The sequence below is a fragment of the Pseudomonas beijingensis genome (assembly GCF_030687295.1).
GTDB lineage: Bacteria > Pseudomonadota > Gammaproteobacteria > Pseudomonadales > Pseudomonadaceae > Aquipseudomonas > Aquipseudomonas beijingensis.
Window position 1 is genome coordinate 3,507,465 of sequence record NZ_CP117425.1, and the last position, 14,271, is coordinate 3,521,735.

Annotated in this window: 14 protein-coding genes and 1 pseudogene; 11 read left to right on the forward strand and 4 right to left on the reverse strand. The window is 59.8% G+C overall.

The genetic code is table 11. From position 1 onward, the window contains the following. Nucleotides 1–28: 28 nt before the first annotated feature. The 6 genes from PSH84_RS15895 (at nt 29) to PSH84_RS15920 (ending at nt 5,275) form a co-directional block, all read left to right on the forward strand. Entirely contained in the window at nt 29–823 is a 795-nt protein-coding gene (locus PSH84_RS15895; protein WP_305481355.1) for an MFS transporter, read from the forward strand. Continuing rightward, nucleotides 757–1,281: an MFS transporter gene (locus tag PSH84_RS15900; RefSeq protein WP_305481356.1), complete on the forward strand. Its 525-nt coding sequence runs from the start codon at nt 757–759 to the stop codon at nt 1,279–1,281. The genes PSH84_RS15895 and PSH84_RS15900 overlap by 67 nt, the downstream gene beginning before the upstream one ends. A 49-nt stretch (nt 1,282–1,330) precedes the next feature. Next, on the forward strand, nt 1,331–1,594 hold the full coding sequence (locus tag PSH84_RS15905) for a hypothetical protein (RefSeq protein ID WP_305481357.1): 264 nt from the start codon (nt 1,331–1,333) through the stop codon (nt 1,592–1,594). Beyond that, nucleotides 1,588–2,658 carry an MFS transporter gene (locus PSH84_RS15910; RefSeq protein ID WP_305481358.1) on the forward strand — a complete coding sequence of 357 codons (1,071 nt, stop codon included), beginning with the start codon at nt 1,588–1,590 and terminating at the stop codon, nt 2,656–2,658. The genes PSH84_RS15905 and PSH84_RS15910 overlap by 7 nt, the downstream gene beginning before the upstream one ends. A gap of 53 nt (nt 2,659–2,711) precedes the next feature. Further along, nucleotides 2,712–4,364, forward strand: a complete 1,653-nt coding sequence (locus PSH84_RS15915) for a N,N-dimethylformamidase beta subunit family domain-containing protein (protein WP_305470540.1) — start codon at nt 2,712–2,714, stop codon at nt 4,362–4,364. A gap of 140 nt (nt 4,365–4,504) precedes the next feature. Then, a complete protein-coding gene (locus PSH84_RS15920) occupies nt 4,505–5,275 on the forward strand; it encodes a hypothetical protein (protein WP_305470541.1) in 771 nt (256 codons plus the stop codon). 596 nt (nt 5,276–5,871) lie between these two features. Here PSH84_RS15920 and PSH84_RS15925 read toward each other — a convergent pair. Next, on the reverse strand, nt 5,872–6,921 hold the full coding sequence (locus PSH84_RS15925; protein WP_305470542.1) for a LacI family DNA-binding transcriptional regulator: 1,050 nt from the start codon (nt 6,919–6,921) through the stop codon (nt 5,872–5,874). A gap of 162 nt (nt 6,922–7,083) precedes the next feature. Here PSH84_RS15925 and PSH84_RS15930 point away from each other — a divergent pair, with 162 nt between their 5' ends. From PSH84_RS15930 to PSH84_RS15945, 4 genes are read left to right on the forward strand one after another with little or no spacing between them, the layout of a single operon-like run. Further along, nucleotides 7,084–8,172 (forward strand): fatty acid desaturase family protein, encoded by a 1,089-nt coding sequence (locus tag PSH84_RS15930; protein WP_305470543.1) that lies wholly within the window; start codon nt 7,084–7,086, stop codon nt 8,170–8,172. Nucleotides 8,173–8,208: 36 nt separating this feature from the next. After that, a complete protein-coding gene (locus PSH84_RS15935; protein WP_076384093.1) occupies nt 8,209–8,529 on the forward strand; it encodes a MocE family 2Fe-2S type ferredoxin in 321 nt (106 codons plus the stop codon). 9 nt (nt 8,530–8,538) lie between these two features. Then, a complete protein-coding gene (locus tag PSH84_RS15940) occupies nt 8,539–9,789 on the forward strand; it encodes an NAD(P)/FAD-dependent oxidoreductase (RefSeq protein WP_305470544.1) in 1,251 nt (416 codons plus the stop codon). After that, a complete protein-coding gene (locus PSH84_RS15945; protein ID WP_305470545.1) occupies nt 9,782–10,648 on the forward strand; it encodes a sugar phosphate isomerase/epimerase family protein in 867 nt (288 codons plus the stop codon). The genes PSH84_RS15940 and PSH84_RS15945 overlap by 8 nt, the downstream gene beginning before the upstream one ends. Here the strand turns inward: PSH84_RS15945 and PSH84_RS15950 are convergent. The 3 genes and pseudogenes from PSH84_RS15950 to PSH84_RS15960 all read right to left on the reverse strand — a co-directional run. Beyond that, nucleotides 10,631–12,322 carry a thiamine pyrophosphate-binding protein gene (locus tag PSH84_RS15950; protein WP_305470546.1) on the reverse strand — a complete coding sequence of 564 codons (1,692 nt, stop codon included), beginning with the start codon at nt 12,320–12,322 and terminating at the stop codon, nt 10,631–10,633. The two genes, PSH84_RS15945 and PSH84_RS15950, sit on opposite strands and share 18 nt — an antisense overlap. A 115-nt stretch (nt 12,323–12,437) precedes the next feature. Then, nucleotides 12,438–13,184, reverse strand: a complete 747-nt coding sequence (locus PSH84_RS15955; protein ID WP_305470547.1) for a hypothetical protein — start codon at nt 13,182–13,184, stop codon at nt 12,438–12,440. A gap of 218 nt (nt 13,185–13,402) precedes the next feature. Beyond that, nucleotides 13,403–13,618: pseudogene (locus PSH84_RS15960) on the reverse strand (MFS transporter); the annotation flags it as partial. 160 nt (nt 13,619–13,778) lie between these two features. On the opposite strand from PSH84_RS15960, the gene PSH84_RS15965 reads away from it, so the two are divergent. Further along, nucleotides 13,779–14,153, forward strand: coding sequence for a hypothetical protein (locus tag PSH84_RS15965; RefSeq protein WP_305481359.1), 375 nt, complete (start codon nt 13,779–13,781; stop codon nt 14,151–14,153). Nucleotides 14,154–14,271 lie beyond the last annotated feature (118 nt).

A 14,271-nucleotide genomic window follows, 5' to 3' on the forward strand; every position in this document is an offset into this window, starting at 1 on the left:
TCGCGATTAAGATTGGGAGATCCGTGCAATGAATGACTGTGTTTGTAATGCCGTATCTGACAGCCGGCCCGGCGTCGGGCTGGATGCAGAGCCTGCAACCCCTGCGTGGATGGCAGTGTTCTCGTTGGCAATGGGTGTGTTCGGATTGCTCACCGCTGAGTACCTTCCGGCCAGCCTGTTGACGCCGATGGCTACCGATCTGGGCGTGTCCGAAGCGCTGGCGGGACAGGCGGTAACGGTGACAGCCGTGGTGGCACTGTTCGCGGGCTTGTTGGTGCCAGGCCTGACCCGCGGTATCGACCGCCGCTGGGTGCTGCTGGGTTTTTCCACGTTGATGATCGCATCCAATCTTCTGGTCGCCGTTTCCTCCAGTTTCGCGGTGCTATTGGTGATGCGTATCTTGCTGGGTATCGCCCTCGGCGGATTCTGGAGCATGGCGGCAGCGGTGGCGATGCGCTTGGTACCGGGGGCGTTGTTGCCTCGAGCGCTCTCGATTATTTTCAGCGGCATTGCCGTCGGGACGGTGGTTGCGGTCCCGCTGGGCAGTTACCTGGGCGGCTTATATGGCTGGCGCAGCGCGTTCTTTGCAGCGGCGGCGGTCGGTGTGGTGACCCTGGCTTTCCAGTCGTTCACGCTGCCGCGCCTTGCGCCGCGCACGCCGGCACGCCTGCGCACCGTACTCGAAGTGTTGCGACGCGCCCGGGCATCGCCATGGGTATGTTCGGTTGTGTGCTGGTGCACAGCGGCCATTTCGCGATGTTCACCTACGTTCGGCCATTTATCGAGGGCACTACCGGCATCGGCCCGCAAGGGCTGTCACTGATGCTGCTGGGTTTCGGTGTGGCGAACTTCGGCGGCACGCTGTTGGCCGGGTGGCTGCTTGAGCGTCACCCACTGGCCACCTTGGTGTTGATGCCCGCGCTGGTGGGCGTTGCCGCACTGGCGTTGGTGCTGTTGCCGGCCTCGGTGCCGGGGCAAGTGGTACTGCTGGCGGTCTGGGGACTGGCCTTTGGTGGTGTGCCGGTGGCGTGGTCGAACTGGGTCGCCAGCGCAATACCTGATCAGGCGGAAAGCGCCGGGGGGATGGTGGTAGCCTCTGTGCAGTCGGCCATCGCAACCGGCGCCGCCGCTGGCGGTGCGATGTTCAGCCTCGGTGGCAGCGCAGGCGTATTCGTAGCGGCGGCCGTGCTGATGCTGCTGGCCGCGTTGCTGATTGCGTGGCGTGTCCGAGTCCCTTCTGCTGGTGGCGGTGCCCAGGTCAGGCCGGCACTGCACCTTTGATCCGGCTCTCCAAGCCACCCCGATACCGTCCGTAACCCGGAGATAAAACATGAACAATGCGACGTCCCACCAAGGACGCCTGAAATCCTTGCGCGCGGCAGGTATAGGCAATGCGCTCGAATGGTTCGACTGGACGCTGTACGCGACCTTTTCGGTGTACCTGGCAAGCAATCTGTTCGACAAAACCGATGCCCGCTCAGCGATGCTCGCGACCCTTGCGGTGTTTGCGGTGGGGTTTGTCGCTCGTCCCATCGGCGGGTGGTTGTTTGGCCGGCTGAGCGACCGATTGGGGCGCCGGAGACCATCATGGTGATCACGATGTTGTTACTGGCGATCAGCAGCCTTGGTATCGCGGTTATCCCTGACTACCAAAGCATTGGCCTGTATGCCTCGGTCGCGCTGCTGTTTTTCCGGCTCATGCAGGGGCTCGCCCATGGCGGCGAAACAGGGGTTTCCTACACCTATGTCGCCGAGATCGCCCCAAGCAAACACCGTGGCTTATGGTCCAGTTCAGTCTATGTCGGGGTGACACTGGGGGTGATGGCGGCGACGGCCATGGCGGCGGCGTTGACCTGGCTGCTGGGCGCGCAGGCGATGGCTGACTATGGCTGGCGGATCGGCTTTGCCGTCGGTGGGCTACTGGGTATCTACGCGCTGTTTTTGCGTCGCGGTGCGCAAGAGTCCCATGTGTTCGTAGAGCAGCAGGGCCTGGCTCGGCCGCTGCGCAAGTTGTCCAGGGGGGAGATGCTGCGAGTCGCGCGCAACATCGTCATGCTCGCAGCGGCCGCTAACGTCACCTACTACGCTTGGGTCACGTTTGGCGCTTCGACGGCGATCGCCCACGGCATGGACGCTACGGGTGCCTACATGGCCAGCCTTCTGGCGCAGATCCTCTGTGTGTGCTGGCTGCCAATCTGCGGAATGCTGTCCGATCGTTTCGGTCGCAAACCCATGGTCATTGCCTGGGGCCTGGGCGTGATCCTACTGACTTATCCCATCTCGATAATGGTGACCACTGAACCCTACACGCTGTTCCTGGCCCAGGTCGTGGGCCTTGGGGCCTGGTCGTTGATCGCGGCGATTTTCCCCGCCGTGCTGTCGGAGCAGGTGCCGACCCAGGCACGGGCGCAGGGCGTTGGGTTGGTGTCGTCGGTTTCGGTGGCGATCTTTGGCGGCACCGCCCCCTATTTACACAGCTACCTCAGCGGCGCCGACCTTGGCTATCTGTATATCTGCTACGTCATGGGGTTGGGCCTGGTCACCGTCCTGGCAGGTTTTCTTATCGACGAAACGGCGGGCATCGATCTTGCGCACATCGAGGCGCCCGGCGCTCGAGTGACTGCTGGCTCACGGCCGTCGATGGCCTCTCAGGACTAAATCAATTGGCTTGTCGATCCGCAGGATCAGCGAACCCCAAGGAGTGCGATTCAATGAACTCAACAGACCTCAAAAACGCTGCTGCACGAGGTGAACGACCGGGCGCGAGCGTGACCGTCAGCCAGACGTCGGGGCCACGTCAGGCCGCGCGAGAAACCTGGGTCGAAGTCCCTTCCGAGTCGGGCCCGGCGGCCGCTTGGTGCTACTCGGATCGCCGCTCCTATAACCCGGGTGGTTCGGTGTGCCTGTATCTGTCTTCGAACTGCCCGCAAGTGAGACTCAGGATCTATCGTGATGGAGCCATCGCTCGCACGCTGCATGAAACCGACAGCCTTGAAGCTCTATTCCACCCGTTGCCCGAGCGTGCCTATGAGCATGGGTGCCAATGGCCGGTATTCATGCGGTGGTCAATCCCAACTGATGCCGAGCCGGGTGGCTACGTAGTGGAAGTACGGGATAGCGCTGATAGTGTCCTCGGGCATCACCTGTTCATCGTCAAGACGGCGCACAAGCGCGCCGATGCCTTGGTGCTCGTCGCGGCCACATCGACCTGGGCCGCTTATAACGACTGGGGCGGCGCTAACCATTACTTCGGTCTCCACCCCGGCACGCCCCGTGGCCGCGCGCCGTTGCTGTCGGCACAGCGCCCCTGGGCGCGAGGGCAGGTCTGGCTGCCGGAGGATGCCCCGCGTTCCGTCAACGCGACCCGGCAGCGCCAACCCGGGCCGGCGCGCTACGAGTTCATCGAATGGGCATCCCTTAACGGCTACGCCAAGTACTACGCGCTGGCGGGGTGGGCCTCCTACGAAAGACCTTTTGTTGTCTGGGCCGAACAGCAAGGTTACACGGTCGATATCCTGACCCAGGACGATTTGCATCACGACCCGCACGCTCTTGAGGGCTACACCTGCGCCGTTTTCGCGGGGCACGACGAATACTGGACGTGGGAAATGCGCGACCATGTCGACGCCTTTGTCGAGGGAGGTGGCAAGGTCGCGCGTTTTGCTGGCAATTTCATGTGGCAGATCCGCTTGGAGGATGAGGGCCAGCGGCAGGTGGCCTACAAGTACGATGCCGGCGCGCTTGATCCTGTGGCGGCGACTGACCCACCTCGGCTCACTGGCGCCTGGGAAGATCCGAGGGTGAATCACCCCGGGGCGAGAACGTTTGGGGTCAATGCATTGCGGGGGATATATGTAGGCTTTGGAGCAATGGCACCGCGCAACCCGCGTGGGTATACGGTCTTCAGGCCCCAGCACTGGGCGTTTATGGGGACGGGCCTGGGTTACGCGGACATGTTCGGAGACGAAGCCAACATCTTTGGTTATGAGGTGGATGGCCTGGAATACACGTTTGTCGACGGCCTCCCTGAACCGCTCGGCACAGACGGTGCACCCCGCGGATTGCAAATCCTCGCCATGGGCTGGGCGACCAATGCCGAGCACGGCCGATCCGAGGATGCCTATTCATTCATGCTCGGCGATGGTGATGCTCGGTTTCGTGCTTCCATCCTGGCGCCCGGCCTTAGCGAGGCCAGCATCGATCTGCACAGCCGCGGGGCCGGCATGGTGGTGCACTTTCATAAAGGTCGAGGTGAGGTCTTTACCGCTGCCACGTGCGAATGGGTGCATGGGCTTATGCAGGCAGACATTTACACCGTGATGATCACAAAAAACGTGCTCGATCGTTTTTTGCGCAAGACGTAGAAGGTTCGCCGATGTCCATGACAGATGGTTGATGCTTTGGAATAGCGTCACATGAAGCATTACAGTCTTTTTGAGTGCTGCCGATAATAAATTTACTAGCCACGTTTTCAGGGATGGCTGATAACAGGGAGGACATTATCTTGGTCGGTTCAATTAATTCAAATGCGTTTTCTGGTTCGCAGGTTTCCAATGTGGCGGCGAACCAAAATGAATCGCTGACGAAAAGTCAGGTGACAACTGAAAACTCTGCGAGTGGCAGTCAGAAAGATACCAGTAGCCTTTCTTCACTCTCTGTGCAGTTGAGTGAGAGTGCCGCGCGTGCGGCGGCTAGAGATTCGAGTTTGAGCAGGAAAGAGCTTGGCGCGAAAGCGAATGAGCTTTTGAGCAAGATTTCCGGTGATGGCTATTTTATCAACAAAAAAGCCAATGATGCTGAAGTGCCTGACACTCAGGACCCTGTGTTATTGGCTCGTGCGGCCAATGCAACGCAGTTCGTCAATGGCAGTGGTAAAAATCCATTTGCGGGTATGTCGAGCGATCAGCTCTCATTGATTATCTATGATGACAGTGGAAGTTTTACGACTAATGAACGCCGCGCGGCGTGGAGAGAGTCATTCGATCAGGAATCTGCTTGGCGGCAGAAGGTTGTTGCCAATGCTATGGCGGAATATAACGGAACCGGGAAACTGACGGAATTCTTTACTGCAGCCCTTGAACATTACAAGGGTTTGCCCGTTATTGTGCAGGCACAATATCCTAATAGTTACGAGGCGAAGCTGCAGGGTTGGATAGCACTCGATTTCAACTACAAGACCCATACCGTCGAGGGTAAGGGCAGTCCTCAGGAGGTGATGGACAAGGTCTTGAATCTCGACAAGCAACTGTTTGATGACGCTGGGGCAGATGATTGAGCCTGTCCAAACAAAAAGCCCCGCATTGGCGTAATGCTGGTCACTTAAGCGGAGCAGCCTTATGATCCGCCGGAAACCGGGTCTATGAACTCTTCACCGTCCTTGGCCCCTACGGCCTTGGACGGTGACCCGGAAATATCCCTCCAATCCTCGCTCTTAACTCTGCCTAGCGTCTGCCCGTCGTTGATGTCGGGTTCGCCGCTGCCATGACGATTAACTGAGCGGCGATGTGCCTTGATACCCTCAAAAAACAAGTCCAGAATCGAGTCTTTTCCTGCTCTGGCAAGAAAAGAAACCCCTTGGATTTCAATGAGTCGGACACCAGATGCGAGCCTCGTTTCCCGCTCCAAGATTCAGAAAAAAGCCACTCAGATGAGTGGCTTTTTTTGTGCCTGTTTCACTGGCCAGGCTGTGACATAGATCCGACAGGCATCAGCAGAAAGGTCGCGCGAATTACCCTGGGAGGTCTGCCCGTCTGCCACTGTGTTGCCGAGCGTCGAGGGGGGCGGGATTGAATGTGCAGAAGTCAGCTGAAGCCGTAGTAAGTGGCGGTTAACCGCGCCATCAAGGGCCGAACAGGTTGTGCCGCCAGCTCATCAGCTTTGGGAATTCTCCGATGTCACAATCTGCAGCGGAATATGCACCCGGTGACGCACAGGATCGAACTGCTCCGCAGTCTGCAATTCCACCAGTAGATTCACTAGCGCCGTTGCAGTCTGGCGCGGCTGAGAGTCGATCACCACGTCGACCAAACCCTGGGCCAGGGCTTGGCGTGACAGCTCAGTGGACTCCTGCAAAATGCAGCACAGCGTCGGGCGCTTGGGCAGTTGCGCCAACGCGTTGATAATCCCGTCGCCACCGCCACCTACCACGCATAGCCCGCGCAAATCGTCATGCCGAACCAGGAGGTCGAGGGTCGCTTCTTCGGTGATGTCGCAGTTGTCCAGATTGATCAGCGGCTCCAGCGGGCGCAGCCCAGGTGCGTGTTCGGCCAAGTAGCTGTGCAAACCTTCGACCCGCTCCTGGTGACCAAGAAAGCGATGGCCACCGAGCAGAACGCCGATGCTGCCTTTGCGCGCGCCACAGGTGCGGGCCAGTAGCCACCCCATCGTGCGCCCGACTACCTGATTGTCCTGGCCGACATAGGGCTCGGCCGCCGCCTCATGAATGCCCGACAACAATGCCACCACGGGCACGCCGGCCTCGCGAATCTGGGCAAGGGCGGCGTTGATCTGCGGGTGGGCGAAGCTGACCACCGCCAGGCCGTCGCATTGCACCGCCAACTGTTCGATCTGGGCAATGATGGCGCTGGGGGTGCGATCAAAAACGTATTCGAATTGGCAGGTCAGGTTGGCCCCGGCCTGGCGCTGCGCGGCCTCGGCGATGGCTTGGGCCAGGTTGGCGTAGAACGCCTGGGCTGTGCCCAGCAGCAGGATGCCGAAGCGGTACGTGGGGCGACGTTCGAGAATGCGCTGGCCGATCAGCCGCGCGGCAAAATAACCCACGGCTTCGGCGGCCTGAAGCACCTGTTCGGCAGTGGCTGGATTAACCGGGGCGCGAGCGTTGAGCACGCGGTCGACGGTGGCGACACTTAAGCCTGCGTGTTCGGCGACCGTGGCGATGGTGGGGCGTTTATTGTTATTCATGATGAGCCTTCAACGCGTCTTGATAGAAAACTATCAAGCCCTGTAGGAGCTGGATGATAGCTTGATAGGGAATGTATTCAAGACCTTGAGGGGACCTTCCACGCTCTCTATATTTTTTTACGCAAAGCACCTGACATCTCACGCTTGCGGAGAACAATAACAATGCCTCAAGACAACACAGCCTCTCCCCGGGACTATCGCCTGACCGGCCCTGAAGCCGTCCGCGCGGCCGAAAAAGGTCTTGTATCGGCCAGTTGGTACCAGTCGCCCATTTCCCGTCAACGCATGAAGCAACTGATGCAACGCCGCGACGGCCCGGCCTTGCTCGACACCGCCATCTGGCTGCTGACCCTGGTGGTTACCGGTTTCGGCGGCTACTGGTTCTGGGGCACTTGGGCTTGTGTGCCGTTTTTCCTTGCGTATGGGGTTTTGTACGCCACCGCCTCCAACCCGCGCTGGCATGAAGCCGGTCACGGCACCGCCTTCAAGACCCGCTGGATGAATGATGCGCTCTACCAGGTGGCGAGCTTCATGTGCATGTTCGAGCCCCATGTGTGGCGCTGGAGCCATGCCCGGCACCATACCGACACCATCGTCGTCGGCCGCGATCCGGAAATCGTCGAACCGCGTCCACCGAGCTTGTTCATGATGCTGCTGAGCCTGTTCCAGATCCCGTTGCTGCTGAAGACGATGGGAGGCGTGTGCCGGCACGCGGTTGGCAAAATGGATGCCCAGGAACAGACGTTCATCCCTGAGTCCGAATGGTCCAAGGTGTTCCTGGCGGCCCGTATCTGGCTCGTGATTTACGCCGTTGTCTTTGGTGCGGCGCTTTACCTGCACAGCTGGTTGCCGCTGATGTATATCGGCCTGCCCATCCTGTATGGCGGCTGGTTGTCCTACCTGTTTGGCCTCACCCAACATGTGGGCCTGGCGGAAGACGTGCTGGACCACCGCAGCAACTGCCGCACCATCTATATGAACCGGGTACTGCGCTTTCTGTACATGAACATGAATTATCACCTTGAGCACCACATGTACCCGATGGTGCCGTACCACGCCCTGGCGCAACTCCATGAAGAGATCCGCCACGATTGCCCGCCGCCTTACGCCAACATAGGCGAGGCCTTCAAGGAAATCATTCCGACCCTCTTGAAGCAGCGTAAGGACCCGACGTATTTCGTGCGACGCCCCGTCGGTAGCTCAAGGCCTGCCACCGACGCTCATCCACAGGCTGAAGCCACGCTGGGCTGACACCTTCCGGCTGTATCCCGAACAAGAGAAAACGCCATGAACGATCAATGGATCGATGTATGCGCCGTGGGCGAAATCAATGAAGAAGACGTCATTCGCTTCGACCACGGTCCGCATACCTATGCCATCTACCGATCTGCTGACAACGAGTTTTTTGCCACTGCTGGCCTGTGTACTCACGAGTCGATCCACCTGGCTGACGGCCTGGTGATGGACCACGTCATCGAGTGCCCCAAGCACAACGGGCGCTTTGACTATCGCAACGGCAAAGCCCTGGGGGCGCCAGTGTGCGTCAATCTCAAGACCTATCCGGTACGGGTCGACGGAGGGCGGGTTCTGCTCGCCATTTCGGCCTGACCGCCAGGAGTGCACGCCATGAATGCTCCATTGATTATCGTCGGCGCCGGCCATGCCGGTGGCCGCGCGGCGCTGACCTTGCGCGAGCAGGGTTATACCGGTCGGCTGATCCTGATCGGCGATGAACTCCATCGGCCGTACGAGCGTCCTCCGCTGTCCAAGGGCTTGCTGCAGGGCACAATGGACCTGGACGATTGCAGCCTGTGGGGGGAGAGCCGGCTCACGGAACTGAACATCGACCACTTGGCGGGCAACCCGGTAAAAAGTCTGGATCCGCAGCACCACCGCCTGCAATTGACCGACGGACGTTGGCTGTCCTACAGCCGATTACTGCTGGCGACCGGAGGGAGAGCGCGTCGCTTGCCCCAGGCGCCTGAATCTCTGGCCAACGTGCTCTACCTGCGCACCCATGACGAAGCCCTGGCCCTGCGCAGCGCATTGAGGCCCGGCACGCGCCTGGTGATTGTCGGCGGTGGCTTTATCGGCCTCGAAGTCGCGGCAACGGCTCGAACCCTGGGCTGTCAGGTGACGTTGCTGGAAGCCGGGCCACGACTGGCCGGGCGAGTCTTGCCTGAAGCCGTATCCCAGGCCTTGTTGGAGTTGCATCGGCAGCAGGGCGTGGACGTGCGGCTGAACGTAGCGCTTGAAATTGTACAAGGCATCGAACGCGCTGAGGCGGTGCAACTGGTGGACGGCCAAGTGCTGCCCTGTGACTGGGTGGTGGTCGGTATCGGCATGCAACCCAACATCGAACTGGCCGCGGCGGCGGGGCTTGAGGTGGGCCAGGGAATTCGAGTCGATGCCCAGTTGCGCACCAGCGCGCCAGACATCTTTGCCGCCGGCGATGTGTGTGAGTTTCGCCTGCACGCCGACGCGTTATTCCAGCGCCAGGAAACCTGGCGCAATGCCGAGACCCAGGGCCGTCACGCGGCATTGAATCTGTTGGGCGGCGAGTTGCCGTTCGAGGGGGTTCCCGGCTTCTGGTCTGATCAGTACGACTGGGGCTTGCAGACGGTGGGCGTGATCTCACCGACGCCACCTTCGGCCGTGCGCATCCTGGCAAACGGTGGTCTGCTGCTGTTCTACCTGGACACCGAGCAACGTTTGCAAGGCGCCTGCGGTTGGGGGCAGGGCAACAGCGTTGCCAAGGACATCAAGTTGTGTGAACGACTGATTGCCAACTTGACCCCACTCTCTGTGGACGCATTGGCCGACGCCGATGTGTCGCTCAAACATCTGCTAAGGCCCAGACATGCGTGAATTTCTGGTATTTCAGTCCCTGTGGGCCATGCAAGATCACCGTGGTCAATGCGATCTTTCCCTTGAGGCGCAGGTGGAGAAGATTGCCGCTGCTGGCTTCGATGGGATCACCGACCACTTCTGGATTGCGCCACAGGCCGAACGTCTGCATGCCGCTGCCAAGGCGCAAGGCCTGCAAATCGAGGGTCAACTGTTTCCCCGCACCGTGAGTGACTTGGCGCAAGCGCTTGAGGTTGCCTCCCGCTACGGCTGCCACCACCTCACGCTGCAAGCCGACGTCCGGCCGCGCACGCTGGCACAGGCGATCACCCTGATCGAAGGCTGGCAGCGTCTGGCCGAGCAGGTGGACTTTCCGATCCTGCTGGAAACCCACCGCTATCGTCTCACCAGTGACCTGTTGTTCACTCTCGACTTGCTCGCGCAGATGCCCGACCTCAAGTTGTTGGCTGACTTGTCCCATTACGTCGTGGGCCGCGAACTGCCTGAGTCGGCCACTGCCGAAGACGACGAACAGATTCACACCATCTTGCGACACAGTTGGGGTTTTCACGGGCGGGTCGCTAATAGTGAGCAGGTCCAGGTGCCCTTGACCTTCGCCCAGCATCGCCCTTGGTTGGACCGGTTTCTGGGCTGGTGGCGTTACGGAATCAAGGATTGGCTGGCGCGACCGAACACACCCGCGAGCCTGTCCTTCACCTGCGAGCTTGGCCCGCCACCCTATGCGATCACGGGGAGTGATGGGCGCGATGTAACGGATCGCTGGGGCGAGGCGCTGATGCTGAAGGAACTGGTGCGTGGTGTTTGGGATGAGTGTCAGCAGGGACAAGGTGCACCCATTCCTTCAGGGCATGATCGGTAGTTCAATGAGATTCGGGCAGCCTGAGCGAATACCTTCTTCGACAGCTCCTGCAATATCGCCGGCGCACTCGATCCTGCGGGAAGGGATCCCCATGGAAGAGGCGAGGGCCAGGAAATCGATCGCCGGGTCGCAGAGGTCCATGCCGATGAACCGGTGAGTGCTTGCACTCAGATAGTGCGCCTGCCTACGAGCGTAATTCTTCAAAATATTGTATTCGCCGTTGTTCATGACAACGAACGTGACCGGCAGCCGTTCATGCGCCGCCGTCCAGAGTGCTTGCGGTGAGTACATTGCCGAGCCATCACCGACCAGACAGACTACCGGGCTGCGGTCCAGGCCAAGCGACGTACCGACAGCCGCCGGCATGCCCCAGCCCAGGATGGCGCTGCGGGTAAAAAGATACTGGCGGGCCGAATGGGAGTCCAGGCAGGCACGGACATGAGGAATCGTGGCGGGTGCTTCGTCGACGATCCAGACGTCCGGCCCGATTGCCCGGATAGCCTCGTGGGCAGCCACGAAAGGCGTTGTCAGCGGCGTGTTGAATTCGCGACTGAAGCGAGCGACGACGTCGGCACGACGTGTATCGCGTTCTTGGCCTGCGACGTTTCGCAGCGTTGCGATTGCCTCGCGGTGTGGGACCAATTTCTTGTCCAGTATCGGCAACAGCGTTTGCAAGGAGAGTCTTAAATCTCCGATCAGCCCTAGCGCTGTCTCGTGGACTCTGCCTAATTGGTGTCCATCGCCGGTCAATTGGATAAGGCGACAGTGAGATGGAATAGCGGGGCCCTGGGAATATTGATAGCTGATCAACGAATGGCCGCCGAGCAGGAAGACTGCGTCGAAGTCAGAGAACGTCTCCCTGATATCGGAAGCCTTCGCAGGCAGCGTTCCCCGCCACTGCGGATGAGCCGTCGGAAACGGAATATGCCCGGGCCAGGATGGCCCGTAGACCGGCGCGCCGAGTGCTTCGGCGAGCTTCACGGCTTCAACTTCCGCGCTCGACTGGAACACTTCTTCTCCAACGATAATCGCCAGACAACCGGGGGTAATTGCCGCTAAGGCAGCGGCCAATTCCTCAATCGCCCCGGTCACGGCACCGCGCTCGATTCGCGATGGCGGGCCGGCCGTTACATCCGTGTGTTGCTCCATCACGTTAATCGGCAGGGAAAGGAAAACCGGGCCGGCCGGCCCCGTGCGACAGTCCTGAAACGCACGACGCAGCAGCATCGGGATGTGTTCGGGATGATGAATTTCTTCCGCCCATTTGACGCTCGGTCGGGCGAGAGCGACGAGGTCTCCGTGGAGCAGCGGGTCGGTCACGCCATGTCGCGTGTCTTGTTGGCCCGTCGTGACGACAAGTGGCGTATTTGCCATCTTCGCGTTGAGAATTGCGCCCATTGCATTGCCGAGTCCACCGGCCGTATGGAGGTTGACGAAGCCGGGGCGACCGGATGCCTGCGCATAACCGTCGGCCATCGCTACGACTGAGGCCTCTTGGAGGCCGAGGATGTATTGGATGTCTGAGGCGCCTGAGAGGGCGTCGAGCAAGGGCAGTTCGGTTGTTCCCGGATTGCCGAAGACGTAACGTACACCCTCGCTGCGAAGCACTTCTACGAACAGGTCCGCGCCGCGTTGCCCGCGGCTGTTGAAAAAAACATTGGAGCCTGAAGGCATGGCGCAAAACCTCATCTGATCTGGAAGCTTTAATTTAGCTGGTTTGCTATGGCGACTGTGGTGCGGCAATCGGATTGCCCGAGTCATGGTGATATCTGGCCCGCAGCACTGCGACTTAATTTGCGCCCGATCTTTCGAGTGACTGGCTGCGGACCGAACCGTTACCCGTGGCCTTCAAAATCGCATTGCACAAGGCCCGGGCGACAGGTGCGTAACTGGTCTGGCTGGGCTGGCCGGCTTCGGGAGCCCCGGTGGGATTGATCAGGTGCACCGCGATCTGTCCTGGCAGCCATGAGACGAGTGGCCAACGGGTGCGATTGGCAGGTTTAGGCCGGGTATCTCCGAGGGTCGGCTCAAAATCGCAGGATGTCACGAACGCTATCCCTATCAGGCAAGCGCCTTCGAGCTGCGAGCGCACGCGACCAGGATTTTTCAAGAAACCCAAGTCCGCGACAACGACCGCGTCATGAATGATCAAGCGGCCTTCGTCGCTCACTTCGATATCGAGAACGACCGCCATGCAGGTCTGCGCGTCATAGTGGGCAGCGATGCCTTGCGCCCGACCATGTCTTGGGGGCTTGCCCCAATGAGCTTTCTTTGCCGCTTCGGTGATGACGCTCCGCATTCGATGGCCGTCGACACTTGATGAGTGCCGAGTGCCATCGTTCACCGTCGATGCCGGATCAATCAGCGAAAGCAGATAGTCCCTGTGATCCAGCTTGCAGGTTCGCACCTGCGCGGCCATGAATCGCTGTTCGGCGAACAGGCGGAGCAACAGGCCTTTTCTGTCCAGATTGCTGTCGAGCGTCGATTGCCAAGTAAATGGATCAAGAGCACTGACGTGCGCATCAGGATGGCTCATTGCGTTTCTCCTTCCGGCTGATGGCAATAGGTTCAGCTAAAGCGATGTGTCCTTGATGCCTGTAACGCTGGCACCGTAGGGCAGTCATTGGGGGTACTTTAGGGGCAAGGATCTGACGTCAGAGTGACCGGAGGCTGACAGGAACATGTCAAGGATCCTTATTGGTCGTGGCCTTCCTTGTTCGTGGCGTATTGTGGTTTCAGAATGACAGACAGGAATCAGTGACCGACAACCGCCGAGCCTGCGTACCTGTCACCTTGGGTGAATCCATGGGCGCGAGCGCGGAGGGCGATAGCAAAACCGGCCAGCAGCAGTACCAGTAGCACCCAAGGGAACGAGCCCACGCCCCATTGGCCGAGCATTACGTCATCCAACACTTCGCCGGCAGCCATCGCGCTGTTCCAGACCACGACATTCATCGATAGGGCGACATCCTAAAACTGCCGAGGCCCGTCGAGAATTCAATGCGAAGCCTTTTCCTTGGGCCGTAGACGCGGAACATTATGTTCCAGTACTAGGATTTCTCTTCACTTGGTGTCCGATGTGCGAACCGGGTGAGGACTAATGCAGTGCAGCTTAGAAGGGAGACCGTTATTGAAAAGTATGTGGCTGGCGACGATCGTTGCTTGCGTCATCAGCGTGAGCTTCTGGCTGGCGGCGTCATGGTCTGCGGGAGTGAATGAGCCTTGGGACGCGCAATGTTTTTGGACTGTTCTATATCCTGCGTCCCTGGTGCTGACATTGACCCTGGGTCTGCTGTTTCAAGCACGCAGATGGTTGGCAGGCCCCATCGTAATGTTCGGGCAGATTCCCTGTGTGGTGATGACATCTGAAGCGGGGCCGCTACTGGCAGTCGGCATTTTGTATTCCCTTTTGCTTTCGATCCCGGCAGTGATGATGTCGTGGGGCACGCGTGCGATCTATCCGCGGCTCGCCGCTACGAAGGCCGGCGGGGTTGCGGGTGATTGATCCTGGTAAATCGGTAGCCCCTTGCCGATCAAGTTGAAGTTGATGCGGTGATTGATGGCCAACCTGGAAGTCGTTGCTCCAGGTTGCAGGTATCCCTGGACGACTTGGGCTTTGAACT